The organism is Cellulomonas sp. GTC20042, from assembly GCF_055389595.1.
Genome location: NZ_AP043678.1, coordinates 3,917,717 through 3,943,730 on the forward strand (window position 1 = coordinate 3,917,717; position 26,014 = coordinate 3,943,730).

21 protein-coding genes and 1 riboswitch are annotated in these 26,014 nt (G+C 73.0%); of the genes, 8 read left to right on the forward strand and 13 right to left on the reverse strand.

Translation table 11 applies throughout. The features are described from left to right. Positions 1-99 precede the first annotated feature (99 nt). Positions 100-576 carry a hypothetical protein gene (locus tag ACZ5HG_RS18165; protein ID WP_464178957.1) on the reverse strand — a complete coding sequence of 159 codons (477 nt, stop codon included), beginning with the start codon at positions 574-576 and terminating at the stop codon, positions 100-102. Between the two features lie 142 nt (positions 577-718). Here ACZ5HG_RS18165 and ACZ5HG_RS18170 point away from each other — a divergent pair, with 142 nt between their 5' ends. From ACZ5HG_RS18170 to ACZ5HG_RS18180, 3 genes are all read left to right on the forward strand, one after another. Continuing rightward, positions 719-5,854, forward strand: coding sequence for an RCC1 domain-containing protein (locus ACZ5HG_RS18170; RefSeq protein ID WP_464178959.1), 5,136 nt, complete (start codon positions 719-721; stop codon positions 5,852-5,854). A 240-nt stretch (positions 5,855-6,094) separates the two neighbouring features. Next, positions 6,095-6,961, forward strand: coding sequence for a helix-turn-helix transcriptional regulator (locus ACZ5HG_RS18175; protein ID WP_464178961.1), 867 nt, complete (start codon positions 6,095-6,097; stop codon positions 6,959-6,961). Beyond that, entirely contained in the window at positions 6,958-7,533 is a 576-nt protein-coding gene (locus ACZ5HG_RS18180; RefSeq protein WP_464178964.1) for a sugar O-acetyltransferase, read from the forward strand. The genes ACZ5HG_RS18175 and ACZ5HG_RS18180 overlap by 4 nt, the downstream gene beginning before the upstream one ends. A 3-nt stretch (positions 7,534-7,536) precedes the next feature. Here the strand turns inward: ACZ5HG_RS18180 and ACZ5HG_RS18185 are convergent, their stop codons facing one another. From ACZ5HG_RS18185 to ACZ5HG_RS18195, 3 genes are all read right to left on the reverse strand, one after another. Further along, positions 7,537-8,256, reverse strand: a complete 720-nt coding sequence (locus ACZ5HG_RS18185) for a TetR/AcrR family transcriptional regulator (protein ID WP_464178966.1) — start codon at positions 8,254-8,256, stop codon at positions 7,537-7,539. 408 nt (positions 8,257-8,664) lie between these two features. Further along, positions 8,665-9,912, reverse strand: a complete 1,248-nt coding sequence (locus tag ACZ5HG_RS18190; RefSeq protein WP_464178968.1) for an Nramp family divalent metal transporter — start codon at positions 9,910-9,912, stop codon at positions 8,665-8,667. A gap of 148 nt (positions 9,913-10,060) precedes the next feature. Continuing rightward, positions 10,061-10,696 carry a hypothetical protein gene (locus ACZ5HG_RS18195; protein WP_464178970.1) on the reverse strand — a complete coding sequence of 212 codons (636 nt, stop codon included), beginning with the start codon at positions 10,694-10,696 and terminating at the stop codon, positions 10,061-10,063. Positions 10,697-10,768: 72 nt separating this feature from the next. Here ACZ5HG_RS18195 and ACZ5HG_RS18200 point away from each other — a divergent pair, with 72 nt between their 5' ends. After that, a complete protein-coding gene (locus ACZ5HG_RS18200; RefSeq protein ID WP_464178972.1) occupies positions 10,769-11,875 on the forward strand; it encodes a GNAT family N-acetyltransferase in 1,107 nt (368 codons plus the stop codon). 18 nt (positions 11,876-11,893) lie between these two features. Here ACZ5HG_RS18200 and ACZ5HG_RS18205 read toward each other — a convergent pair whose 3' ends face one another. The 3 genes from ACZ5HG_RS18205 to ACZ5HG_RS18215 all read right to left on the reverse strand — a co-directional run bounded on the left by ACZ5HG_RS18205 (position 11,894) and on the right by ACZ5HG_RS18215 (position 15,856). Further along, complete coding sequence (locus tag ACZ5HG_RS18205) at positions 11,894-12,976, reverse strand: ABC transporter ATP-binding protein (protein WP_464182212.1); 1,083 nt, start codon at positions 12,974-12,976, stop codon at positions 11,894-11,896. A 71-nt stretch (positions 12,977-13,047) separates the two neighbouring features. Continuing rightward, positions 13,048-14,748, reverse strand: a complete 1,701-nt coding sequence (locus tag ACZ5HG_RS18210) for an ABC transporter permease (protein ID WP_464178974.1) — start codon at positions 14,746-14,748, stop codon at positions 13,048-13,050. A 7-nt stretch (positions 14,749-14,755) separates the two neighbouring features. Next, on the reverse strand, positions 14,756-15,856 hold the full coding sequence (locus tag ACZ5HG_RS18215; protein ID WP_464178976.1) for a thiamine ABC transporter substrate-binding protein: 1,101 nt from the start codon (positions 15,854-15,856) through the stop codon (positions 14,756-14,758). Between the two features lie 77 nt (positions 15,857-15,933). Further along, positions 15,934-16,073: riboswitch (TPP riboswitch) on the reverse strand. Positions 16,074-16,182: 109 nt separating this feature from the next. Between ACZ5HG_RS18215 and ACZ5HG_RS18220 the strand changes: the two genes are divergently transcribed. The 4 genes from ACZ5HG_RS18220 to ACZ5HG_RS18235 all read left to right on the forward strand — a co-directional run bounded on the left by ACZ5HG_RS18220 (position 16,183) and on the right by ACZ5HG_RS18235 (position 19,137). Beyond that, positions 16,183-16,470, forward strand: coding sequence for a DUF4235 domain-containing protein (locus ACZ5HG_RS18220; protein ID WP_464178978.1), 288 nt, complete (start codon positions 16,183-16,185; stop codon positions 16,468-16,470). Between the two features lie 137 nt (positions 16,471-16,607). Continuing rightward, positions 16,608-17,375 carry a class I SAM-dependent methyltransferase gene (locus tag ACZ5HG_RS18225; RefSeq protein WP_464178980.1) on the forward strand — a complete coding sequence of 256 codons (768 nt, stop codon included), beginning with the start codon at positions 16,608-16,610 and terminating at the stop codon, positions 17,373-17,375. 54 nt (positions 17,376-17,429) lie between these two features. Then, complete coding sequence (locus ACZ5HG_RS18230; protein ID WP_464178982.1) at positions 17,430-18,566, forward strand: helix-turn-helix domain-containing protein; 1,137 nt, start codon at positions 17,430-17,432, stop codon at positions 18,564-18,566. A 136-nt stretch (positions 18,567-18,702) separates the two neighbouring features. Then, positions 18,703-19,137, forward strand: coding sequence for a PIN domain-containing protein (locus tag ACZ5HG_RS18235; RefSeq protein WP_464178984.1), 435 nt, complete (start codon positions 18,703-18,705; stop codon positions 19,135-19,137). Positions 19,138-19,143: 6 nt separating this feature from the next. Here the strand turns inward: ACZ5HG_RS18235 and mnhG are convergent, their stop codons facing one another. Genes mnhG through ACZ5HG_RS18265 form a run of 6 tightly spaced genes read right to left on the reverse strand, consistent with a single transcriptional unit; the run spans position 19,144 to position 25,846 of the window. Continuing rightward, on the reverse strand, positions 19,144-19,563 hold the full coding sequence (gene mnhG / locus ACZ5HG_RS18240; RefSeq protein ID WP_464178987.1) for a monovalent cation/H(+) antiporter subunit G: 420 nt from the start codon (positions 19,561-19,563) through the stop codon (positions 19,144-19,146). Beyond that, a complete protein-coding gene (locus ACZ5HG_RS18245) occupies positions 19,560-19,994 on the reverse strand; it encodes an MrpF/PhaF family protein (RefSeq protein ID WP_464178989.1) in 435 nt (144 codons plus the stop codon). Before ACZ5HG_RS18245 ends, mnhG begins: the two co-directional genes overlap by 4 nt. After that, entirely contained in the window at positions 19,991-20,569 is a 579-nt protein-coding gene (locus tag ACZ5HG_RS18250; RefSeq protein ID WP_464178991.1) for a Na+/H+ antiporter subunit E, read from the reverse strand. Before ACZ5HG_RS18250 ends, ACZ5HG_RS18245 begins: the two co-directional genes overlap by 4 nt. After that, positions 20,566-22,224, reverse strand: coding sequence for a Na+/H+ antiporter subunit D (locus tag ACZ5HG_RS18255; protein WP_464178993.1), 1,659 nt, complete (start codon positions 22,222-22,224; stop codon positions 20,566-20,568). The genes ACZ5HG_RS18250 and ACZ5HG_RS18255 overlap by 4 nt, the downstream gene beginning before the upstream one ends. After that, a complete protein-coding gene (locus tag ACZ5HG_RS18260) occupies positions 22,221-22,724 on the reverse strand; it encodes a Na(+)/H(+) antiporter subunit C (RefSeq protein ID WP_464182214.1) in 504 nt (167 codons plus the stop codon). Before ACZ5HG_RS18260 ends, ACZ5HG_RS18255 begins: the two co-directional genes overlap by 4 nt. A gap of 5 nt (positions 22,725-22,729) precedes the next feature. Continuing rightward, a complete protein-coding gene (locus tag ACZ5HG_RS18265) occupies positions 22,730-25,846 on the reverse strand; it encodes a Na+/H+ antiporter subunit A (RefSeq protein WP_464178995.1) in 3,117 nt (1,038 codons plus the stop codon). Positions 25,847-26,014: the final 168 nt, after the last annotated feature.

Consider the following 26,014-nt stretch of genomic DNA (forward strand, 5'->3'; position numbering starts at 1 on the left):
GCCAGACTTGAGTCTGCCTGGCTCAACTCTCGAGAGAGGGGGATTGTTCCCGGGACGCGACCATGCGGGCCGGCCCGCGCCGGGCGCCGTCGACCGGCCTCAGCCGGCCGTGCTGCCCCAGGGCTGGAACGACCAGCCGTTCGCGTCGGTCACGACCCGGGGACCGGTGAACCGGCCGCCGACCTCACCCTGCGCGTCCAGGGTCTCCACCAGCAGCGCTGCGGTGGAGCCGGCCGACACCGTGACCGTGAGCTGGAACAGCGGACCCTCGCCCTCCTGGAGCGCGGGCTCCACGACCATGCCCGGCGTGTCCCCCGAGAAGCGCAGCGTCGGACCGCCCGAGTTGTTCAGGCACAGCGTCACCGGCACCGCCTCGTCGAAGCCGTGGTGCTCCTCGTCGTAGTCGAAGCCGGCGCCGAGGGCGGGCTCGGAGTCCGTCCGGCCCGGGTGGTTGCACGCCGCAGTCGACGCGGAGGGCGTGTGCGGCGGCACCACGGGCGCGTCGCCGCACGCGGCGAGCGCGGCCAGGGCGATCACGGCCGAAGCCACCACGACGAGAGGCCGACGGGAGAGCACGCGGCAACGATGGCACGCGCGCCGTGCACCCACCCGGCGATCCGGGCGGTTCGCTCGAACGGTGTACCCGGACCACCCCGGAGACCGCCGTTCGGATGGCATGGCTCCGAAGTGCGCACGCGCCGGCGCGCGGACTCCTACGTTGCGTCTGCCCAGACGACGGACAAGGGGAACCGCCATGAGGATCGCGCACCACGCCAGCAGAGCGGTCGCCGTCCTGGCGGCCGGAACGCTCCTGGCGGTCGGGCTGACGGCACCAGCCACCGCAGCGTCCGCCGGGACCGGCGCGACGAACCCGGCGACGCCTCAGACCGCCACGTCCGACCCCGCCTCGGAGGTGCCCGACACCTCGGAGCCGCGACGGACGGAGGACGAGGCCCTGCGGATCACCTCCGAGTACCTGCCGGACACGGCGGTGTTCACGCTCACCGGCCCTCCGAGCGCGGAGTACGACGTCGCACTGATGGGCCAGGGCGAGGTCGCGCCCGGCACCCCGGGGTTGTCGGTGACGACCGACGCGAGCGGGGTCGCCGAGGTCGCGGTGCCCCTGCTCGTCGGCGACGAGCCGTCCGGCGCGGTCTCCCTGACCGCCACCCGCCAGGACGACGGCACGACCGCGTCACGGTCGGCGTCGCTGTGGTTGGCGCCCACCGACGACGGTCTGGTCAGCGGAGGGACGTCGATCGCCGCGCAGGCGAACGCGATCGAGGCCGACAACGCCACCGCGTCGACACGTGACGCGGCGCTCGATGAGCTGTTCGTCGCGCCGGCCTCCGCCGTCACCGAGTCCGTCGCAGCGGCCGCCTCGGGCGACGCCGTGCTGCGCGGTCGCGTCCGGTGGACGGACTGGAACGGCGGCGTGCACCCTGCCCGACACATCACGGTCGAGGTCACCGAGCCGTTCTTCGGCGTCACGACCACGACGACCGACGACGACGGCAACTACGAGGTGCACTTCGACCACGCGGTGACGGACACGCTGGTGGTCGACTTCGTGGCATCGAGCGACGCCGGGCACGTCGGCTTCGACCCGGGGTTCTGGTCGGGGTTCCGCGACTACGAGCAGTCCGTGCGGGTCGATGCCGGGATCGGCGCAGGATCCAGCCGGACCGTCAACCTCACGATCGGGCACAACGGGGTCGACGAGACCGCCTTCGCGATCCACGACGCGCTGTGGAGCGCGTACCTCTACGGGGAGCAGGCCGGGGGCGACGTGCCCGCCGTGCGGGTCGAGTACCCGATCGACGAGGACAGCCGCGCGTACCAGAACGACGACGGCCTTCACCTGGGCGAGTGGGAGTGGAGCGCCTGGGACGTCGTCAACCACGAGTACGGGCACTGGTTCGACAACCACCACGACCTGACGGCCCTTCCGGGCGGCAAGCACTGCTTCGGCGACAACCTCGCCTCGGCGGTCTGCCGCGACGAGCCCGGGCTGGGCAAGGACACCGGCGGACAGCTCGCGCTCTCGGAGGGCTACGGCGACTACTTCGCGATCAGTGCCGGGAAGTACGCGGCACACCCGATGATCTCCGGTGTCGGGAACGGCTCCTACGACGACGTCAAGCGAACCTCGACCGGGGCGGTCGCGAGCGACGCCGACGGCAACGACCCGAGCTTCTCGTCGTTCCTCGACGGCACGAGCGGGCGAGGTGAGGACAACGAGTCCGCCGTCGCCGCAGTGCTGTTCAACCTCCAGCGCGACGGCGACTCCGGCTTCGCCTATCAGGACTCGGTCGCTCTCGGCCCGCTGCGCATCACGCAGCTGCTGGAGGCGTCCGACGCGGAACGGCTCAGCGACTTCCTGCAGACCGCGCGGGCCCGTCTCACGAAGAGCCAGTCCAACGAGCTCGGCTGCCTCCAGGCCGCCGCCGAGATCGCCCCGTACAACGTGACGGTCCCGGCCGCAGACGTCTCCCACCCTCCGACGGTGACCTGGTCGGCCGGCAACAAGGGCAGCTTCGCGAACGACCGGTTCACCGTGGAGTTCTCTGAAGGGCCGTCCGCCGAGCCGTTCTTCACGTCCGCGACGGTCACCGGCACGTCCTGGAGCCCGACCGGCAGGCAGTGGCAGGACATCGCGCTCGGCCACGGAAGCATCGTGTACGTGCGGATCGTCGGCACCCAGTCCGACGGTCCCGCGACAGGTCCGTTCTGGGGGTGCGCGACCGCGTACACCTTCGCGTCGAGCGCGCTGGTGACGGCGGAGGGTTGCACCGCCGTGACGCTGCCGGCGAACGACGACGGGTCGAGCGGTGCGGTCGACCTGCCGTTCCCGGTCAACTACTTCGGCACGACCTACACGTACCTGTACGTCAACAACAACGGCAACGTGACGTTCCGCAGCCCGATGAGCACCTACACGCCGTTCCAGATCACGGCGAGCACACCACCGATCATCGCGCCGTTCCTCGCGGACATCGACACGCGTGGCTCGGGCTCAGCACCGGTCACCTACAGCTACGGAACGACGACCTTCAACGGACGTCAGGCGTTCTGCGTCAACTGGATCAACGTCGGCTACTTCTCCTCGCACTACGACAAGCTCTCGTCGGCGCAGCTCCTCCTCGTCGACCGTTCGGACCTCGGTGCCGGGGACTTCGACATCGTCTTCAACTACGGCTCGGTGCAGTGGGAGACCGGCGACGCGTCCGGTGGCACCGGTGGCTTCGGGGGCACCCCCGTCGCGGCCGGCTACTCTGCCGGCACCGGTGACGCGCAGGCGTTCTTCCAGCTCCCGGGCTCTCTCGATTCACGTGCGCTCACCGACGGCGGTGCGCACGCGCTCGTCTCCCACTCGAACGTCGGTCTGGCGACTCCGGGACGCTACGTGTTCCCCGTCCGCAACGGGGACGCGGGCAGCTCGTCGACGGGTGTGGTCGGCGAGGTGACGAGCGTCGGCCGGATCGCGGCGGGCGCTCCGGTCCAGGTGTGCCCGCACGACGGTGGCCGCTGCGTGTTCCAGACGAGGTCCGGGAGCGACGGGTCGTTCGCCGCGCTCGGCATCCCCGCGGGCACGTACGACGTCACCGCCTACCCGCCGGCGGGCGTCTCCGGACGAGCGCGCACGATGCAGGTCACGGTTCCCGACGGCGAGCAGGTCGACGTCACGATCGAGCTCTCGACGCTCGTGCCCGTCCCGAACGGCGTGACGGTCTCCCCGGTCGTCGGCAGCGGCGACATGCCGATGCTCAACTGGCGCGAGGAGGTCACCGTGAGCTTCACGGGCTGCCCTGACGGCTCCGGCACGTTCGAGGTCGTCGGCGAGAGCGGGACCGTCCTGGCTTCCGGACCGGTACGCGGGGTGGGCACCGCACGGTTCGAGGCCACGATCCCGGCGCTGTACCCGCACCTGGGGTCGGCGCAGGTCCGGATCACGCTCGAATGCGCCTCGGGCGCGACGCGCGACATCGTCTTCGACGTCTACATCGATCCGTCCGGACGTGTGATCGACGAGGCGGGCCGACCTGTCGAGGGGGCGACGGTGACGCTCGAGCGGAGCGACGATCCCGAGGGCGAGTTCACCGTCGTGCCGGACGGCAGCGACCTGATGTCCCCGGCGAACCGCAGCAACCCGATGACGACGGGCGCTGACGGCCGGTACGGCTGGGACGTCGTGGCCGGTTTCTACCGCCTGACGGCGCAGAAGGACGGCTGCACCGACCCCAGCGGCGAACCCCTGGCGACCAGCGCGGTCCTCACCATCCCGCCGCCGGTCACCGATCTCGACCTCGTGCTGCACTGCGGAGGTACGGACACCACTCCCCCCGTCGTGACGACGGTGCCGGCGCACCTCGAGGGCAACACGCCCGGCGGGTGGAGCGGGGTGCTGCCCGGCGTCACCGCCCAGGACGAGACGGCGGGCGACGTGACACTCGTGTCGGACGCCCCGGTGGTCCTGCCGCTCGGGACCACGACCGTCACCTGGACGGCCACCGATGCTGCGGGGAACGCGACGTCGGCCACCCAGGAGGTGACGATCATCGACACGACCGCACCCGTGCTGACCTGCCCGGCCGACGTGACGGCAGTCTTCACGCCGGTCCCCGATCTGGGCACGGGGGTGGGCACCGACGTCGTCGACAGCGCACCGGTCGTGCGGAACGACGCACCCGCGACCTTCGCGCTCGGGCGGACCACCGTCACGTGGACCGCTGTCGACGGATCCGGGAACACTGCCACGTGCGCGCAGCAGGTGGACCTGAGGCTCGCCGTCACGACCGCGGTCGCAGCGGGTGACTCGCACACGCTCTCGCTCCAGGAGGACGGCACGGTCCAGACCTGGGGCGGCGGCGGGAACGGCCAGCTCGGGACCGGGGGCACGACCTCGTCGTCGACGCCGGTGACCGTGCCCGGCCTCACCGACGTGAGGGCGGTCGCCGCCGGCGGGATGTTCTCGCTCGCTCTGCGGGCGGACGGGTCGGTCTGGGCCTGGGGCGACAACTCCCAGGGTCAGCTCGGCGACGGCACGACCCGGGCACGGACCACGCCGGCACAGATCAGCGGGCTGCCGCCGGTGACGGCGATCGCCGCAGGCCGGTTCCACTCGCTGGCGGTCGCGGTCGACGGGTCGGTCTGGGCCTGGGGCGACAACACGTTCGGGCAGGCCGGCAGCACCTCGACGGCCCGAGTCGTCGCACCCGCGCAGGTCGAGGGCACGACGCAGGTCGTCGCGGTCGCCGGCGGGCTCTACCACTCGGTCGCGCTGCGCCACGACGGCACCGTGCTCACCTGGGGCGCCGGGTACTCGGGACAGCTCGGCGACGGGCAGCGCACGAACAGCCGGGCGAACGCGCAGGTCGTCCCCGGGTTGTCGGACGTCGTCACCATCGCGGCCGCCGGTGTGCACACCCTCGTGGTCGACTCGGCCGGCGATGTGCTCGGCTGGGGCGACAACTACGCCGGGCAGCTCGGCGACGGCACGAGCACCCAGCGCCCCACCCCGGTCCGCACCGGTGTGACCGGCGCGGCTGCGGTCGCCGCCGGGAGCGACTTCTCGGTGATCCTGCTGCGCGACGGAACCGTCTGGGCGACGGGCAGCAACGCACGCGGCCAGCTCGGCGACGGCACGGCGACGAACCGCCTTCAGGCCGTGCGCGTCGCGGGCGTGACCGGGGCCGACGCGGTCGCGGCCGGCGCGATGCACTCGGCGGCGTCGGGTGGTGTCGTGGCTGCGTGGGGTGAGAACAGCAGCGGTCAGATCGGCGACGGCACGCTCGTCAATCGCACGAGCGCGGTGCTGGCGACGGGGATCACGACAGCGGCCCGGCCGGGCTGACCCCCGACCGGACGCGACAGGCCGCGCCCCGGACGCTCCCGGCACGGAGCACCGGGGCGCGGTCGCGTCGCGCTTCGCCCTGCCGGGCGACCCGCACTTCTCGTCCACCACGTACCCCACCGAGCCGGGCAGCCCGAGCGCCGACGGCCCGGCGCTGCTCGCGCCCGTCGCCGCCGGATGACTCCGGGGTGTACTCGCAGGCTCTCCCTGCCGGACGCACGCCGACCTACCCTGCCGGCCATGGACAACCGAGCGGACGTGCGCGAGTTCCTCATGACGCGTCGCGCCAAGGTCAGCCCGGAGGCGGCCGGCGTGATCGGCGGGGGCAACCGGCGCGTGCCCGGGCTGCGCCGCAGCGAGGTCGCCGCGCTGGCCGGCGTGAGCGTCGAGTACTACGCCAAGCTCGAGCGCGGGGCGATCGGCGGGGCCTCTGCGGCCGTGCTGGACGCGGTGGCACGGGCGCTGCGGCTCGACGACACCGAGCACGCCCACCTGCTCGACCTCGCCCGTGCCGCCGACGGGGTGCCGACCTCCGGACGCGCCCGCCGCCGGGTCGCTCGGCCCGCCGCCCCGCGACCCAGCCTGGAGTGGGCGCTGGCCGCGATCACCGACGGGGTGGCCTTCGTGCGCGACCAGCGGCAGGACATGCTGGCGACGAACACGCTCGGGCGCGCGTTCTACTCGCCGCTGCTCGGCGACGGCGGCCGTACGCCGAACCTCGCGCGGTTCCAGTTCCTCGACCCGGCCTCCCGCGAGTTCTACCCGGACTGGGACCTGTTCGCCGAGATGTGCGTCGCGATCATGCGCGCCGAGGCCGGTCGCGACCCGCACGACACCGGCTTGCAGTCGCTGGTGGGCGAGCTGTCTACCCGCAGCGAGGTGTTCCGTCGGCTGTGGGGCGCGCACGACGTGCGGCAGCACGGGGCCGGCACCAAGCGGTTCCACCACCCCGTCGCGGGTGAGCTCGTGCTGGCCTACGAGGAGCTGGCGATCACCGCGGAGCCCGGGCAGGTGCTGATGGTCTACACGGCGGAACCGGGCTCGGAGTCGGCAGAACGGCTGCGGCTGCTCGCCTCCTGGGCGGCCGAGACCGCGGTGCAGGCATGAGCGCGCTCGACGCCTTCCTCGCCCACGTGGCGCAGGGCCGCACGATCGAGGCCGGGTCCGCGCAGCACGCCGTGATGCACGAGGCGGCGCAGGACGCGCTGCGGGTGCTCGCCGACCTCAACACCGGCTACCGCGAGCCCGCCGAGGTGCGCGCGCTGCTCTCGCGCCTGACCGGCCGCCCGGTGGACGGGACCGTGGCCCTGTTCCCGCCGTTCCACTGCGAGTTCGGCAAGAACCTGCACCTGGGACGGGGCGTGTTCGTGAACATGGGCTGCCGGTTCCAGGACGCCGGCGGGCTGACGATCGGGGACCGCACCCTGATCGGCCACGGCTGCACGATCGTCACGCTGAACCACGCCGAGGACCCGGCACGACGCGGCGACATGGTCCCCGCACCGGTGACCATCGGTCAGGACGTGTGGCTCGGGGCGGCGGTCACGGTGGTGCCGGGCGTGACGATCGGCGACGGGGCGATCGTGGGCGCCGGCGCCGTGGTGACCCGGGACGTGCCGGCGCGGACGATCGTCGCGGGTGTGCCCGCCCGACCGATCCGAGCCGTCACCGCGGGCTGACGATCAGGCCGCCGGGTCCCACCGCGAGGGCATCAGCTCGGCCAGCAGCGTGCGGTGCGCCCAGCGCGTCCACGCCAGCCCGCTCCAGCCGCCCCGCCGCACCAGCGCGTCCCACGCCTCCGGCCCGAGCGTGAGCGCGGCGACGTCCACGGCCTGCTCGACGTCCCGGTGCCCGCCGTCCTCGGGGTACGACGCGATCAGGGCGCGGTGCGCGGCACGTCGACGGTCCTCCTGCTCCTGCCAGGCCGCCTGCACCAGCGGCTCCCCGGCAGCCACCACGCGCACGACGTCGAGCAGGGGTCCGGCGCGACCCATCAGGTCGGCGGCGCCGCGCACGTGCAGGAACAGCCGGCGCGCCGGGTCCTCGGCGGCGAGCGCGGTCTGCACCCAGGGCTGCTCCGTCGGGTCGGGGCGGGCGCCGTCTCGGGCGTCGGCGCCGTCGATCGCGTGCTCGATCGCACCGACCAGGATCTCGGCCTTGGACGCGTAGGAGTAGTAGACGGTCTGCACGCCGACCCCCGCGGCCCGGGCGACGGCGGCGATCGTGGTGGTGGCGTAGCCCTGCTCGACGAACAGCGTGGTCGCGGCGGCGGCGATCTTGGCGCGGGTGGCGACGGCGCGGCGGGTGCGACCGTCGGTGGCGGGGCGGCGGCGGACCTGCGCGGCGGTGGCGCGGGGCGCGTCGGGCGAGGGCGCGATCACGGGCTCGAGGGCACTGGTCACGGGGTTGACCGTAGCAGCGCTCCGAAAACCATTCCAGAGCCCGACTCTGGATTCTGCCCCTCCACACACGCCCGATCGCCGCCGAGCGTCCAGAGCTTCGCGGCGATCACGCCCCGAAGCCACCAGCTTCTGGACCTCGGCGAGGCGCGAGCACCCGGGGCGGTGCGTGGAGTGTGGGCGAGCCGGCTCGGGCGGGGAGCCCAGGCGCGCGCAGACCCCGCCGAGCGCGAGCCTTTTCGTACCGCGACTACGACTACCCGAAGCCAGCCCGGGCAGCATGCTGCGCGACCCGCGATCCCCCACCCGCTCACCGAGAGGGCAGCAGTTGTCGCTTCCCGGCGTGCTGAAGCGACAGCTACGGCCCCCTCGGCATCTCACGCCGCAGGTTTCCGTAACGGGACTACGGAATCACGCGCCGGCGGCCAGCAGCACCAGCAGGGCGAGGTTGAGCGCGACCACGAGGGCCACGACCACCACGAGCACCGCGTGCAGCCGCGGGCCGTTGGCGAAGCGGCCCATCAGCCGGCGGTCCCGGTTGAGCCGCACCAGCGGGATCACCGCGAACGGGATGCCGAAGCTCAGCACCACCTGGCTCACCACCAGGGTCCACGTCGGGTCGGCGCCCACGGCCAGCAGCGCGAGCGCGGGGACGAGGGTGATCGCCCGCCGCAGCAGCAGCGGGATGCGACGGTGGATCAGCCCCTCCATCACGGCGGCACCGGCGTAGCAGCCGACGGAGGTCGAGGCGAGGCCCGAGGCGAGCAGGCCGATCGCGAACACCAGGCCGACACCGGTGCCCAGCGCGGTGGAGATCGCGGCGTGCGCGCCCTCGATGGTGTCGGTGCCCTCGACCCCGCGCAGGTTCGCGGCGGCGAGCAGCAGCAGGCCGATGTTCACCGCGCCGGCCAGGGCGAGGGCGGCACCCACGTCCCACCGGGTGGCCCGCAGCAGGCGGCCGCGCAGGCCGTCGTCCAGGTCGCGGCCGAAGCGGTCCCGGCTCAGCGCGGAGTGCACGTAGATCGCGTGCGGCATCACGGTCGCACCGAGCATGGAGGCGGCGAGCAGCACCGAGTCGGTGCCGGCGAACCGCGGGGCCAGACCGGCGAGCATCTCGCCGGGATCGGGCGGACCGAGCACCAGACCGGCGAGGAAGCCGACCACGATCACCAGCAGCAGGGCGGTGACCACGGCTTCGAACCGGCGCTGGCCGTAGCGGTTCTGGGTGGCGAGCAGCAGCATCGAGACGACGCCGACGATGGCACCGCCCACCACGAGCGGCAGGCCGAACAGCAGGTGCAGGGCGATGGCACCGCCGACCACCTCGGCGATGTCGGTGGCGGCGGCGACGATCTCGGCCTGCGCCCAGTACGCCAGCCGGGGTCCGCGCCGCAGCCGCTGACCGAGCACACCGGGCAGGGAGTCGCCGGTGACGATGCCGAGCTTGGCGGACTGGTACTGCACCAGCACGGCCATCACGTTGGCCGCCACCAGCACCCAGAGCAGCAGGTACCCGTACCGCGCACCGGCGGTCAGGTTCGCGGCGACGTTGCCGGGGTCCACGTAGGCGATGGCGGCGACGAACGCCGGTCCCATCAGCGGGAGCACCCGCCGTCCCGCACGGGCGGTCGGCCTGTGCTGCTGCTTTGTGGTGGTCACCACACCTCCAAGTTCGGCTGTCCGAACTCAGTCTAGGCACGGCGATCGACGGATGTCAGGGGGTGTGGCGCGGATCGCATCGGTCGCCGCCGGGCGGGCGACACATCCGCAGGTCGATCGGCATTCCCGGATCGACGCTACGAAAAGATCAGGCGGCGGGCTCCAGGGCACGACGCCACCGGCCGTCGACCTCGGCGAAGCCGACCCGCGCCAGGTAGTCGTGCGACTCCCGCGCGTCGGCGGCGACGACGAGCGCGCTGAGCCCGGTGCCGGCGAGCGCCCCGCTGCGCCGGTACACGAACTCGCCGGGCGTGAAGTCGCGGAACCGCGGGGTCACGTAGTCGAGCTCGACCTCGCCGACACCCGCACCCTCGTCGCGCACCTGCACCACACCGACGGTCTCGTCCCCGCGCAGCACCAGGAACGCCCAGCGATCACCGGCCGGGGCCCCGCCGCCCGCACCGAACGACGGGTAGTACCGCGCGATGTCGGAGGCGTGCACACCGAGCACGTGCCGCAGGTAGTGGTCGTCGGCGCCGACCTCGACCACCTCGTACGCCTGCTCGTCGTGCCGCTCGCGCAGCAGCCGCCACAGCCAGTAGATGTCGATGATCGCGATCACGCCGTTCATCACCGCGAACGGCCAGATGCCGACCCAGGCGTTGTACCCGGTGGCGATCAGCGAGCCCACCAGGTTGAGCACCCGGAACCGCAGCACGCGTGCCTGCATCAGGGACACGACGACGAGGGCGGACCCGATCCATCCGATGATCTCCAGCAGCATGGAGCAGACCGTACCGGGGCGGCACCCAAAACCCGTCGCCCAGGGCGCCGCCGAGCCGCCAGCATGGTCGGCATGTCCTTCGTGATCGTCCCGATGCCCGTGCCCGACTCCCTCGGCGCACCGGACGCCTGGCTGCTGCACGGCCTGTGCGACGCCGCGAACGCGGTGCTGCTCGACGGCTGGGGCGTGCTCGACGAGAGCCGGAACCCGGTCGAGCTGCTGGCCGGCCTGCGGCACCAGACCTACGACCTCAAGCTGCGCTGGGTGGCCCTGGACGCCCCGGTCGAGGACGGCCCGGCGGACCCGGACCGGGTGCTGGGGTACCTGGCGGTCAACCTGCCCCGGCAGGACAACACCCACACCGGCCTGATCCAGCTCGACGTCCGCCCGGAGCACCGGGGCCGGGGGATCGGCTCCGCGCTGCACGAGATCGCGGTCGAGCAGGCACGGGAGCACGGGCGCTCGATGCTGAACACATACACGGTGCAGCGCGTCGAGCCGCCGGAGGGCGCCAGCACGCTGGTGCCGTCCACCGGGTCCGGCCGAGTGGCCCGCGACGACGCCGGTGTGCGCTTCGCGGTCGAGCGCGGCTGGGACCTGGAGCAGGTGGCCCGCCGGTCGGTGCTGGACGTGCCGATGGATCCCGCCGTGCTGGCCGGGCACCGCGAGCGCGCGCAGGCCGCCGCCGGCCCGGACTACCGGCTGCTGACCTGGGTGGGCACCTGCCCGGAGGACCTGGTCGACCAGTTCGCGCTGCTGCAGACCCGGATGAGCACCGACGCGCCCTCCGGCGGGCTCGACCTGCGCGAGGACGTGTGGGACGCGGAGCGCATCCGTGCCGCGGAGCGGACCTTCGTCGAGCGCGGGATGACCTACCGGGTGGTGGCGGCGCAGCACGTGCCGACCGGCACCCTGGCGGCGTTCACCGCACTGGTCAGTCGCTCGGACACCGAGGAGTTCGTGCACCAGGACGACACCCTCGTGCTGAAGGAGCACCGCGGTCACCGGCTCGGCATGCTGGTGAAGACGGCCAACCTCGCCGAGCTGGCCGCCGTGCAGCCCGGCGCGCGCCGGATCGGCACCTGGAACGCCGAGGAGAACGCGCCGATGCTGGCGATCAACGTCGAGCTCGGCTTCCACCCGGCGGGCGGCTCCGGGGAGTGGCAGCTGCGGCTCTGACACGGTCCGCCGCCGCGATCAGCCGATCGTCGCGACCGCGCCCTCGTCGGCGACCAGCCGCACCCGCTCCCCCGGCTCCGGCAGCGGGTCGGCCGCCGACGAGGGCGCCAGCGCGGCGGTGACGGTGCCGCCGACGGCGGGATCGGTCGGCACCGGGTCGTGACCGACCACCAGGTCCAGGTCGGCGACGACCTCCATCCGTCCGCGCCGGGTGCGCCGGGCGATCACCTCGGCCTCGCGCACCACGCCCCCCTCGGGCGCGCGCTCCCCCGGCGCCAGCACCCGCCAGCCGCCGGGGGCGACGCCGAGCAGCGCGCCGGAGCGCGGGCCGATCGCGCGCAGGAAGGTCCGGTAGCCGAGGAACTCCGCGACGTCCCGGTCGGCCGGCCGCCGCCACAGGGTCTCCGGGTCGGCCACCTGGAGCAGGCGCCCGGCGTCCATCACCGCCACCCGGTCGGCGACGGTGAACGCCTCGTCCTGGTCGTGCGTGACCAGCAGCGCGGTCGTGCCGGTGGCGACGAGGACGCTGCGCAGGTCGTCGGCCAGCCGCTCGCGCAGCGACCGGTCCAGCGCGGACAGCGGCTCGTCCAGCAGCAGCAGCCGGGGGCGCGGCGCCAGCGAGCGGGCCAGGGCGACGCGCTGCCGCTCGCCGCCGGACAGGGTCGCGACCTCGCGGTGCTGGTACCCGGGCAGGCCCACCAGGTCCAGCAGCTCGGCCACCCGGGCGTCCCGCACGGCGCGTCCGGCACCCGGCAGCCCGTAGCCGACGTTCCCGGCGACGTCCCGGTGCGGGAACAGCTGACCGTCCTGGAACACCAGCCCGAAGCCGCGCCGGTGCACCGGCAGCCCGCGCAGGTCGGTGCCGTCCCAGCGCACCGATCCGGCGGTGGGCGGCTCCAGCCCCGCGACCGCGCGCAGCAGCGAGGACTTGCCGCAGCCGGAGGGGCCGAGCAGCGCCAGCACCTGACCGGCGGGGACGTCGAGATCCACCCGGTCGACGGCGGTGACGGGAGCGACGTCGCGCGCGCCCGGGTAGCGGACCACCAGGTCACGCACCGTCAGCCCGGCGGCGGGTCCGACGATCGTCCCGGCGGCGGGCACGGCGCCCACGTCCTCGACCGGGCTGGCCCCGGGTCGCGGCACGCCGTCGACCGTCGCACGCGTCCGTCCGTTCACAGCTCTCCTCCTGACGTGCCGGCACGCAGCCGTTCCGCGAGCGCCATCACCCCGGCCGACAGGGTGGCCAGCACGACGCCCGCGGCGAGCGCCATGCCGTAGTTGTCCGGCCCGGGCAGCCCGATCAGCCGGTAGATCACCACGGGCAGCGTCGGCATGTCCGGCCGGGCCAGGAACGCGGTGGCGCCGAACTCGCCGAGCGACACCGCGAAGGCGAAGCCGGTGGCCAGCCCGACCGCGCGGGCGGCGAGCGGCAGGTCGACGGTGGCGAGCACCCGGCCGGGTCCCGCGCCGAGGGTGCCGGCGGCCTCGCGCAGCCGGGGGTCGACCGCCCGCAGCACCGGCAGCAGGGTCCGCACCACCAGCGGCACCGCGACGACGGCCTGCGCGATCGGCACCAGCACGCCGCTGCTGCGCAGATCGGTCCGGATGCCGAACGGGTGGCCCATGGTGAGCAGGAAGCCGAAGCCGACGGTCACCGCCGAGACGCCCAGCGGCAGCATGAACACGGCGTCCAGCGCCCCGACCGCGCGCCGGGCCACCGGTCGCCGGGGCCGACGGGACACCACCAGCGACACGAGCACTCCGACCACCAGCGCGAGGATCGTGGCGTCCACCGCGATCCGCAGCGAGTTGCCCAGCGCCTCCCACACCGTGACGGTCAGCGCGTTGCGGCCGCCGGTGGTGCCGAGCGCCCGGTAGTGGTCCAGCCCCCAGCCGTCGCCGACGCGCAGCGATCCGACCACGAGCGTGCCGAGCGGCAGGGCGATCAGCAGCAGCGTGACCGCGGTGACAAGAGCGGGCAGCGGGTGCGGGCGGCGCGTCGGGGCGGCGGCGGGGCCGGCGAGCGACAGCGCCCGTTCCCGGCGGCTGCGCGCGCGGGCGGCGACGGTGAGCGCCGCGACCACCACGACCACCTGCACCACCGACAGCACCGCGGCGGCGCGCAGGTCGAGGAACTGGGTGGTCTGGATCCAGATCTCGGTCTCGACGGTGCCGAAGCGCATCCCGCCGAGCACCAGCACGGTGCCGAAGGCGGTCGCGCAGAACAGGAAGACCAGCGAGGCCGCCGAGGCGATCGCCGGGGCCAGCGCGGGCAGCGTGACGGTGCGGAACGCGCGGGCGGGCGAGGCGCCGAGGGACCGGGCGGCCTGCTCGGGGCGGGGGTCGAGCCGCTCCCACACGGCGCCCACGGTGCGCACCACCACGGAGTAGTTGAAGAACACCAGCGCGGCGACGATCGCGGTGAAGGTGCCGTCCAGGTGCAGGAGGCCCAGCGGCCCGTTGTCGCGCAGCAGCGCCCGGAACGCCACGCCCACCACCACGGTCGGCAGCACGAACGGCACGGCCACGAACGCCCGCAGCGCCGCACGCCCGGGGAACCGGCAGCGGTAGAGCACGTAGGCGCCCGGCACGCCCAGCAGCACCGACAGCACCGTGCCGATCGACGCCTGCGCGAGGGTGAGCCCGATGATCCGCCAGGTGCGCGGCCGGGCGAACACCTCCCCGAAGCCGGACAGGTCCAGCGCGCCGTCCGCGACGAACCCGCGGGCGACCAGCGTGAGCACCGGCCAGACGAAGAACACCCCGAGGAACACCAGCGGCACGGCGACCGCGACGGTCCACAGGCCGGCGTGCACGACCGATCCCGACCGGCGGCGAGTGCCGGTCGGGATCGGTCGCACGAGGGTGGTCATGATCGGATCAGGACGTGACCAGGTCGGTCCAGGCGCGGACCCACTCGTCGCGGTGCTCGTCGATGTCCGCCGAGGGCACGGTGAACGGCTCGGTGGCCAGCGGCGCCCACTGCGCCCACGCCTCCGGCAGGTCGACCGTGGTGCTCACCGGGTACATGTACATCGAGCCCGGGATGTCGGCCTGCACCGCGTCGGACAGCAGGAAGTCGATCAGCTGCTGCGCGCCCTGCGGGTTGGCGGTCCCGGCGATCACCCCGGCGTACTCGACCTGACGGAAGCAGGTGTTGAGCAGCGCGCCGGTGGTCGGCTCGGTGCCGCCCTCGGGGATCGTCTCCGGCGGGGAGGAGGCGTAGGACAGCGCGATCGGGCGCGAGCCGCCGCCACCGCCGCCGGAGAAGTCCGTGTAGTACGCGTCCGACCAGCCCTCGACGACCTTGAGCCCGTTGGCCTGCAACGCCGTCCAGTAGTCCTGCCAGCCGTCCTCGCCGAAGGCGCCGACCGTCGCCAGCAGGAACGCCAGCCCCGGGGAGGAGGTCGCGGCGTTCGTGACCACGGTGAGGTCGCGGTACGCCGGCTGGGTCAGGTCCTCCAGGGAGGTCGGCTCCGGCACGCCGTTCGCGGTGAACCAGGCGTGGTCCACGTTGAGGCAGACGTCGCCCAGGTCGATCGCGGTCAGCGAGCCCGAGTCGTCCACCGCGTACTGCTCGGCGTCCGCGGCCGCCGGCACCGTCGAGGTGTACGGCTCCAGCACGCCCTCGCTGATCGCGCGGGAGGCGAAGGTGTTGTCGATCCCGTAAACCACGTCGCCCAGCGGGGTGTCCTTGGTGAGCACCAGCTGGTTGACCAGCGCGCCGCCGTCGCCGGGCGCCACCTGCTGCACGGTCAGCCCGGTCTCCTGCTCGAACTGCTCGAGCAGCCCGTCGCCCAGGTGGAACGAGTCGTGCGTGACCAGCGTGATCGTGCCGCCGCTGCCCGTGCTGCCGTCGCCGGACGCGGCGTCGTCGTCGCCCGAGCCGGTGACCGAGCAGGCGGTCAGGGCCAGGACGGTCGCGACCAGCGCCGCGCCGGCGGTCGTGCGGGTGCTGCGGTTCGCGCGTGAGCGCGTCATGTGTCCTCCTCAGGTGCAGGAGGGGGCCACCACGCGGGGCCGGCGGCCGTCACGCGGCACGTCGACGACCGCGAGGATGGCTGAGATTCCCGACTCCCTACGCCGGTGCTAGCCGGATCAGGTTCGAGGGTCTGCGGTCCGTCCGCACTCTCAGCGCCGGTCGGGACCCGCACCCACGAGGGGTGAGGAGACCCGGGACGCTCCCCTGTCGTTCACCGGCGAGCGTACACCGGGCCGGTGGCGGGGCCGCGCGCCCGTCCGGACGGCGCTAGCGTGGGACGCAGCAGGCCGGACGCCCGGCACCCGCACCCGTACCAGGAGGTCCCGTGACCGACGACGAGCAGACCCAGTCCACCCTCGCCAAGGTCACCGGCCTGATCGTGGCCGGCGCCGTCGCCTGGGCCGCGCAGAAGGCCGTCGGCGCCGCGTGGAAGGCGGCCGTCGGCCACCAGCCGCCGAAGCCGGAGGACGACGAGGACTCGCGTCTGGGCGAGGTCGTGCTGGCCGCCGCGATCACCGGTGCGGTCGTCGCGCTGTCCCGCGTGCTCGCCACCCGGGGCACCGCGAAGTTCGCCAAGCGGGTCAACGACGGCAGGGCGCTCCCGCCGCGCTGATCACCCGATCGGGGCCGGCCGCCAGGGCCTGACGACCCCCGTCCGGAAGGGGTCCGCCGATAGGATGGAGACCACATCCGCGACGGACGAAAGCGCAGGTCAGCGCAGTGATCTCCCCCTCCGGCACGGGTCGTTCCGTGCACACCGTCGATGACGTCCTGGACCTCCTCGACACCCTGTTCGACGAGCGGATGGACCGCTGGTCCGAGCGCGGCGGCGCCGACTTCTGGGACGCGTTCTACACCGACCGCGACCGCCCGATCCCGTTCTTCCGCTGGGCCCCCGACGAGAGCCTCGCGCAGTGGGTCGCCGACGGCACGCTGCCGCTCGGACCCGGCGCACGGGTGCTCGAGCTCGGCTGCGGCCCGGGCCGGAACGCCGTCTGGCTCGCCCAGCAGGGCGCCCACGTCGACGCCCTCGACCTCTCGGAGACCGCGGTGACCTGGGGGCGCGAGCGCGCCGCCGCAGCCGGGGTCGACGTCACCTTCATCCGCACCGACATCTTCGCCTGGGAACCGTCGGCCGAGCCCTACGACCTGGTCTACGACAGCGGCTGCTTCCACCACCTGCCCCCGCACCGGCGGATCTCCTACCGCCGGCTGCTGGAACGCACCCTGCGCCCCGGCGGACGCTTCGGGATCGCGTGCTTCGCGGCCGACGGCGGCGAGATGAGCGGCAGCGACGCCCCGGACCTCGACCTGTACCGGCAGGGGCACCTCGGCGGCGGGATCGCGTACACCGACGACGACCTGCGCCGGTCGTTCGACTGGCTGACCGAGGTCGCGCTGCGGCGGATGCGGCCGGGGACGGCGGGTGCGGGTGCGTCGGCAGGGGCCGACGACGAGGGTGCGGCCGGCGGGGTGTTCGGGGAGGACTTCCTCTGGGCGGGGCTGTTCCGCCGCTGAGCAGGACGTGGGGGACTCGCACCCAGCGTGGCTTCTAGTGCGATAATCGCACACATGGCAGAGACCGACGTGCGGGCGCTGGGTGAGCGCATCAAGGCGACACGGCTGCGTGCGGGCCTGAGTCAAGAGGAGCTCGGCCGGGCCATCGGGCTCGAGCGCACCCCGATCAACAAGATCGAATCCGGGGCGCGCAAGGTCTCGGCCCTGGAGCTCGCCGACATCGCCGACGTGCTGGGCGTTCGCATGTCGACGTTCTTTCACGATCCTGTCCCGGCAATCGTCTCGCACCGGTCGAGCGAAGGGCTCGACACCGCTGAGTCGCAGATCGACGCACTCCTCGCGCACCTCGCCGGCGAGGTCGAACTGGTCGAGTCGCTGACCGCGATCCGATCCGGGGACCTCACCCCCGAAGATCACGAGTTCTTCGCCTCGCTCGCGAACGCCTCCGACGCAGAGCCTTTCGCGGCTCGGGCGCGTTCACTGATGGAGGTCAGCGCAACGGATCCGATCACCGTGCTCTCCGAGGCCGTCACCGCGGTCGGACTGCTCACGTTTTCGCGGGACATCGGCAAGGACACTGCGGACGCAGGAACGGTCCTGCTCCGTCGCGGCGGGGTGAGCCTGGTCAACAGCCATATGAAGGTCGGGCGACGGCGCCTCGCCCTGGCGCACGAACTCGGTCACTACCTGTCGGCGGACGAGTACTCCGTCGACTGGCGCGTCGCCGGTCGAGCAAACGATGTCGGACCGGTCGAGTCGAGTCTCGATCGCTTCGCTCGCGCGCTGCTGCTCCCCAGCACCGCACTGATCCATCGGTGGCGACACGACGTCGAGCGCATCGGCGACCGGAGCGCGGCGATCCGGCTCGCCAGCGAATACCGAGTGGACATGGCGACCTTGGCCACCCGATTGCGCGAACTCAATCTCATCGACGGCGCGCAGTCGTCCGAGATTCGAGGATGGATCACGAAGCAGGCAGACATCGTGGATCTCGATCTGCTGGTGCCGCTCGAAGAGATGCAGGGCACGACGGTGCCCCGGGAGTTCGCCCGTGCCGTGCTGCGCCTTGTGGAGGGCCACCGGATCAGCCGGGAACGAGCGCTGGATCTGCTCCAAGGGACATTCGAGGACGACGACCTTCCCACCGTGCACCGGCGCCACCCGGACGAGATCTGGGAGTTCGTCTCATGAGCGTGCCGCACAACGCGCTAGTGTTCGACACCGGCCCGCTGCGTCACTTCGCCGCGAGCGGGTGGCTGAGCGTTCTCAAGTTCCTTGCCGGACCGAGGCGGTTTACATACCGGATTCTGTACGACGGGAACTCGAGGTGGCCGTGTCCTACGAGCCGGCGATCGCGCTGGCACTCGATCAGGACTGGATCACGGTGCACACGTCGAGTGACCTGGAGTACGTCCAGCAGTTCGCTGAGTACGAAAACCTCCTCGTAGCTGGGGGCAGGAATATTGGCGAATGCGGCGTCCTGGCCATGGGAAAGGTCTACGGATGCCAGCTCGTGCTCGACGACGGTGGCGCCCGAAAGATCGCCAAACAAGATCGTCTCGACGTCACGGCAACACTGCCCTTGCTCTGTGAGGCCATCCGAGCCGGTCGACTCACGTTCGAGATGGTCGAGTCAGTGGCGGATGATCTCCTGGCGACCGAGTACTTCTTCGACTTCGAGAAGGGTGGCTTCAGGCAGCACGTCCTCGAAGCGGGACTGCTGGAGTACGACGAGGTGGCACCCTTCGACCCCGCCCGGTAGGCCCGCTCACCGCCGATCCGGCGTCCCACCCTCGTCGTCCCCTTCAGCAGCAGCCCCACCACCGGTGCGCTGCTCCGCCCGCTCCTGCGCCTCGGTCAGCTCGTCCACCACCAGCAGGTCGCGCCGGACCTTGCCGGTGCGGTAGCCGGCGCGGCCGACCAGGTGCGCGGCGACCGGCGCGGTGAGCATCTGGAACAGGGCGACCAGCACCAGCGCCCACACGGCGGAGCCGGAGCGCAGCCGCAGCGAGAGGCCGATCAGCACGAGGATCAGGCCGAGCACCTGCGGCTTGGTGCCGGCGTGCATGCGCGACAGCAGGTCGGGGAAGCGCAGCACGCCCACCCCGGCGGCGAAGGCGAGCAGCGCGCCGCCGATCAGGCAGACCGCGGCCACGACGTCCGCGACGGCGTCCCAGTCCCAGCTCATCGGGTGCCTCCCTCGGTGTCGGTGGTCCGGCCGACCGGCGTGGTGTCCGGCGTGGGGGTCTCGGCCTCGCGGGCGCGGCGGGCGCGACGCTCGGCCTCGGCCTCCTCCTCGGCGCGGATGCGCTCGGCCTCCTCCTCGGCGATCTCCTCGCGGGTGCGCACCCGGCCCTCGCCCTCGGGCTCGACGGAGGCGAAGCGGGCGATCGTCACCGAGCCGACGAAGCCGACCAGCGACAGCACGACGAGGATCGGCACCACGTCGGTGCGGCGCTCGACGGAGGCGTAGAGGGCGACGGCGGCGACCACGACGGTCACCACGATGTCCAGGGCGATGGTGCGGTCGAGCATGGACGGGCCGCGCTCGGCACGGATCAGGGCGAGCGCACCGGCGACGGCCAGCAGCACGGCGCAGACGATCACGACGACGGTCATGCGGCCACCTCCTTCTCCGGGCGGCGCGGGTGCACGGCGAGCCCGGCCTCGCGCAGCTCGGCGTCCGAGGCGAAGGCGCGCAGCACCCGCTCCTCCTGGTCGAGCACCGCCTGGCGCGCGCTCTCCACGCCGCCGGACTGATCGACGTCCAGCACGTGCAGGTAGAGCATGCCGGTCAGCCGGTGCGCCTCGACCACCAGCGACCCGGGGACCAGGGAGCACAGCTCGGCGGTCATGGTGAGGTACAGGTCGGAGTGGTTGCGCAGCTGGACGCCGATCACGGCGCCGTGCGGGGTGTGCCGGGGGCGCAGCGCCACCCAGGACACCTCGACCGAGGCGCGCACCAGGTCCCAGGCGAACCGGGTGACCAGGACGATCAGCCCCCAGGGGCGCAGCCGGCCGTGGAAGTCGATCGGGGTCATCCGCAGCGCGCCGGTGACGGCCACGGCGACGACGATGCCGGCGAGCAGGTTGCCGACGGTGAAGTCGCCCCAGAGCAGCACCCAGACGACGACCAGCCACAGCATCGTCGGCCACTGGACGGCCAGGGACCGTCGGCGCGGGTGGAGGCTCACGGCGCGCTCCCCTCGGTGGTGGTCGGTTCGTCGGTGACCGCGACGGCGGTCGGCACGGCGGTGGGCACGGCGGTCGCCGCCTGGCTCGCCGCCGCGTCCGCGGCCTCCTCGGCCTCCGCCTCGCGGGCGGCGTCCACGGAGTCGCCCTCACCGCGACCGTCGCGCGGCAGCACCGCGTCGATGTACGGCGTGCGCTCGGTCAGCGCGGCGGCGGCCCGCTCGGCGTAGGAGTACAGCGGACCGGCGCCGAGGGTCAGCGCGACACCCAGCACCACCAGCGCGGCGGCGGGCACGGTCATCCCGGCGGGCAGCTTCGTGTCCGGCAGCGGCACCGGCGGGGTCTGCCAGAACGCCTTGTTCCACGCCTTGATCAGCGCGTACAGGGTGAGCAGCGAGGTCACGACGCCACCGATCACCAGCGTGAGCGCCAGCGGGGTCCCGGCGGCGACACCGGCCTGCATCAGCCCGACCTTGCCGAGGAACCCGGACAGCGGTGGGATGCCCGCGAGGTTCATCGCGGGGATGAAGAACAGCACGGCCAGCACCGGCGCGATCTTCGCCAGACCGCCGAGGGAGTCCAACGACGTGCTGCCGCCCCGGCGTTCGATCAGCCCCGCCACCAGGAACAGCGCGGTCTGCACGGTGATGTGGTGCGCCACGTAGTAGATCGACGCGGCCCACCCCGCCTGGGAGGCGAGCGCGATGCCGAAGATCATGTAACCGATGTGGCTGACCAGTGTGAAGGACAGCAGACGTTTCAGGTCGTCCTGCGCGACGGCGCCGAGGATGCCGACCAGCATGGTCGCCAGGGCCGCCCACATCAGCACGTCGTCCACCCGGCCCTCGGGGAACAGCAGCGACTGGGTGCGGATGATCGCGTAGACGCCGACCTTGGTGAGCAGCCCGGCGAACACCGCCGTGACCGGCGCGGGCGCGGTCGGGTACGAGTCGGGCAGCCAGGCGGACAGCGGGAAGATCGCCGCCTTGATCCCGAACGCCAGCAGCAGCATCACCTGGAGCAGCAGCCGCACGTCGGGGTCGATCTCCGGCAGCCGCTCGGCGAGCTGCGCCAGGTTCACCGTGCCGGTGGCCGCGTAGACCATGGCGATGGCGATCAGGAACAGCACGGAGGACAGCAGCGCCACGACCACGTAGATGCTGCCGGCCCGGATGCGCTCGCCGGTGCCGCCGAGGGTCAGCAGCACGTAGGAGGCGGCCAGCAGGATCTCGAAGCCGACGTAGATGTTGAACAGGTCGCCGGACAGGAACGCGTTCGCGACGCCGGCGGCCAGGATCAGGTAGGTCGGGTGGTAGATCGACACCGGCGCGGACTCGTCGCCGTCGGCCTCGCCCTGCGCCAGCGAGTAGAGCTGCACGCACAGGGTGACCGCCGCCGACACGGTGAGCATCAGCGCGGACAGCCGGTCGGCCACCAGGTCGATGCCCACCGGCGCCGCCCAGTTGCCGACGTCGACCACCAGCGGGCCGTCGTCCGCCTGCACCAGCAGGGTCGCGGCCACGATCAGCACGATCGACAGCGCGATCACGCTGACCCAGCGCTGCACCTTCGGCTTGCGGTACATCGCCAGCGCCAGACCGGCGCCGAACAGCGGCACCACCACGGGCAGCGGGACCAGCCAGGAGTAGTCGGTCATCGGCTCTCCTCCTGGCCGGGGGTCGCGGCCTCGGCCACGGCGGCCTCGCCCTCGTCGGTCTCGTCGCGGGTCTCCGCGGCCTCCTCGTCGAGGGTGGTGTCGCTGTCCTCGGTGTCGTCGTCCTCGGTGGCGCGCTCGTCGCGGGCGGCGAGGCGGGCGATGCGGCGGTCCTCGACGTCGTCCTGCACCTCGTCGTGCCGGTGCAGCTGCCAGGACCGGTAGGCCATCGCGAGCAGGAACGCGGTCATGCCGAGGGTGATCACGATCGCGGTGAGCACCATGGCCTGCGGCAGCGGGTCGCTCATCGGCCCCTCGGGCTCCAGCCCGACGATCGGGGGCCGCCCGGCCGCTCCCCCGGCGACCAGGAACAGCAGGTTGGCGCCGTTGCCGATCAGGATCACCCCGAGAAGCACGCGGGACAGGCTGCGCTCCAGCAGCAGGTACACCCCGGCGGTCACCAGGACGACGATCACGCCGACCAGCACCAGGTTCGGGCTCATGTCGATCACGGGCGGCCCTCCTCGGCGCGCGGTGCGGCGGTCGGCGCGGCGTGCGCGGCGGCGTCGGGCAGGTGGCCCGCGGCGGCGGGGTGCATGCGGATCTCCTCGCCGGGGTCGGCGTCACCGCCCACCGCCTCGGACAGACCGGTGGGATCGCCGTCCTGCTCGGCCTGCCGGTCGATCTCGGCACCGAGGGTGCGCAGGATGTCCAGCACCAGGCCGACCACCACCAGGTAGACGCCCACGTCGAAGAACAGGGACGTCACGAGCTTGATGTCGCCGAGCAGCGGCAGGCTGAACTTGATGATCCAGGACTGGAGCACCGAACCGCCGGCGAGCAGCGCGCCCAGGCCGACGCCCGCGGACAGGAACAGGCCGCTGCCGAGCAGCAGACCGGGCTGCACCGGGGCCGCCTCGCCGAGCTCGTACCGCCCGCCGGCCAGGTAGCGCACGATCAGCGCGATCCCGGTGACCAGGCCGGCCGCGAAGCCGCCGCCGGGGGCGTTGTGCCCGCTGAACAGCAGGAACAGCGAGTAGACGATCAGGGTGTGGAACAGCAGGCGCACCACGACCTCGAACACCACCGAGCGGCGTTGGGGAGCCAGGGTGCGCCCCGCCCGCAGCCACTCACGGGCGGTGTAGGTGGCGCGCTCGGTGACCGGCCGGCGGATCGCCGCCATCGGGTCCGCCTCCGTGCCGCCCCACACCTGCCGGTCCGCGGGGGCCTCGCCGGCGCGGAAGATCGCCCCGGAGCGCTTGCGCAGGAAGACCAGCGAGGCGACGCCGGTGGCCGCGACCAGCAGCACCGAGATCTCGCCCATGGTGTCCCAGGCGCGGATGTCCACCAGCGTGACGTTGACGATGTTGTGGCCGCCGCCGAAGTTCACCGCCTCGGAGGCGAAGTCGACCGACACCGGCTCGTGGATGCGCGCACCCGGCACCACCAGCGCCAGCCCGCCGACGGTCAGGCCGACCGCGAGGCCGATCCCGAGCCGCACCCAGCGCGAGCCGACCAGCGGGCGGTCCGAGAAGTACGGGGGCAGCCGGCGCATCACCAGCACGAAGACCACCAGGGTCACCGTCTCGACCAGCACCTGGGTCAGCGCGAGGTCCGGAGCGCCGTGCAGCAGGAACAGCGCGGCGACGCCGTAGCCGGACACGCCGAGCAGGATCACGGCCTTGAGCCGGCGGCGCGCGCGGGCGACCAGGATCGCGGCGACCGCGATGAACACCGCGACGACCAGCTGGGCCGGGTGGTCCCAGGCACGGGTGCGCTCGGGCAGCGAGGTCAGGGTGAGCAGCGGCAGCCCGACGCTCAGCACGAACGTCACCAGGATCCCGCCCAGGTAGAACGGCAGCGATCCACGCTGGGTCAGCGCGGTGACGTCGGCGGCGAGGTCGTCCAGCTTGCGCATGAGCTTGCGGTAGAGCCGGTCGGCCTCCGGCGGGTGCGGCAGCGCGGCCTGCACCTGCTCGACGACCCCCCGGGCGGCGAACAGCAGCGCGCCGGACGCGAGCACGGCGACGGTGATCGCCAGCGTCGGCGTGAACCCGCCCCACAGCAGCAGGTGGCCGGCGTCGCCCAGCGGGTAGGTGTCGGCGTGCGGCGCGAGCAGCTGCTCGCCGAGGTGCGGCACCAGCGCCACCGCGAGGCCGAGCACCGCGAGCAGCAGCGCGGGCCAGACCAGCAGCAGCGAGGGCCTGCCGATCGGCGCCGGGATCGCGCGCTCGTCGTCCTCGCAGGTGGCGGGGTCTTTCGGCGCGGCGTGCGCCTCCTCCTTGGGGTCCTTCACGCTCAGCGCGCGGACGGCGGCGGGCGACAGCACCGGCTTGGTGCCGAACGCGCCCCACCACAGCCGCAGCCCGTAGGCCACGGTGAGCGCCGAGCCGACGGCCACCGAGACCAGCACCACGGTCCCCAGCCAGCCGCCCTCGTGGCCGAAGGCCTCCAGCGCCGCCTCCTTGGCGACGTAGCCCGCGAACGGCGGCACGCCGATCATCGACAGCGTCGCGAGCCCGCCGGCCAGCGCGGTCAGCGGCAGCGCGCGGCCCACGCCGGACAGCCGCCGCAGGTCACGGGTGCCGGTCGCGGCGTCCACCACGCCGACCACCAGGAACAGCGCGGCTTTGAACATCGCGTGCGCCCCGAGCATCGCCAGGCCCGCGAGCGCCGCCGACCGGGTGCCGAAGCCGACCAGCAGCACGATCAGCCCGAGCTGGCTCACCGTGCCGAAGGCGAGGATCAGCTTGAGGTCGTGCTGGCGCAGCGCGCGGTACCCGCCGAGCAGCAGCGTGCCGCAGCCGAGCACCACGACGATCGCCCGCCAGGCGGTGAGGTCGGAGTACGCCGGGGCGAACCGCGCGACCAGGTACACGCCGGCCTTCACCATCGCCGCGGCGTGCAGGTAGGCGCTCACCGGGGTCGGCGCGGCCATCGCGGCCGGCAGCCAGAAGTGCATCGGGATCAGCGCGGACTTGCTCGCGGCACCGATCAGCAGGCAGACCACCGCGGCGGTGACGGCGGTGCCGTGCGGGGGGTTCGCGAGCGTCTCGGACAGCCGGTAGGTGCCGGCGGCCTCGCCGAGCAGGATCACCCCGACCAGCATGGTCAGTCCGCCGGCGGTGGTGACCACGATCGCCTGCATGGCGGCACGACGGCTCGCCTTGCGCTCGTGGTAGTGGCCGATCAGCAGGTAGGAGAAGACCGTCGTCAGCTCCCAGAACACGAACAGCAGCAGCGTGTCGTCCGCGGTGACCAGGCCGAGCATCGTGCCCGCGAAGGCGGTCAGCACGCCGGAGAACCGGCCGAGGCCGCTGGCGTTCGCCTTGAAGTACGCCGAGCAGTAGAGCAGCACGACCGTGCCCACCCCGCCGACCAGCAGCGTCATCAGCCAGGACAGCGTGTCCAGCCGGAAGGTCAGGTCGAGGCCGAGGGCCGGGATCCAGGAGACGTGCTGCGTGGGACCGTCCCCGCGCATCACCTCACCGGTGAGGGTGAGCGCCCACACCGTCGCCGAGGCGGGGGCGAGGGCGAGCACCCAGAACGCCTTGCGGCCGATCCGTGCGACGAGGGCAGGGGCGACCAGGGCGGCGGCCAGGTGGACCGCAAGAAGCTGCAGCACGTCCGCTCCGTCCTGTCGTGGGCGGGTGGTCGGTCGGTCGGGTCGCGCCCACGGTCCCACGGCGGCGACCTGCGGGCACGACGTGCGCGACGGTCGCCGAGGCACAGGGCTGTCGGCGGGTCTGGTGTTGTCAGGGGGTACGACGACGCACGGCAGACGTCGGACGTC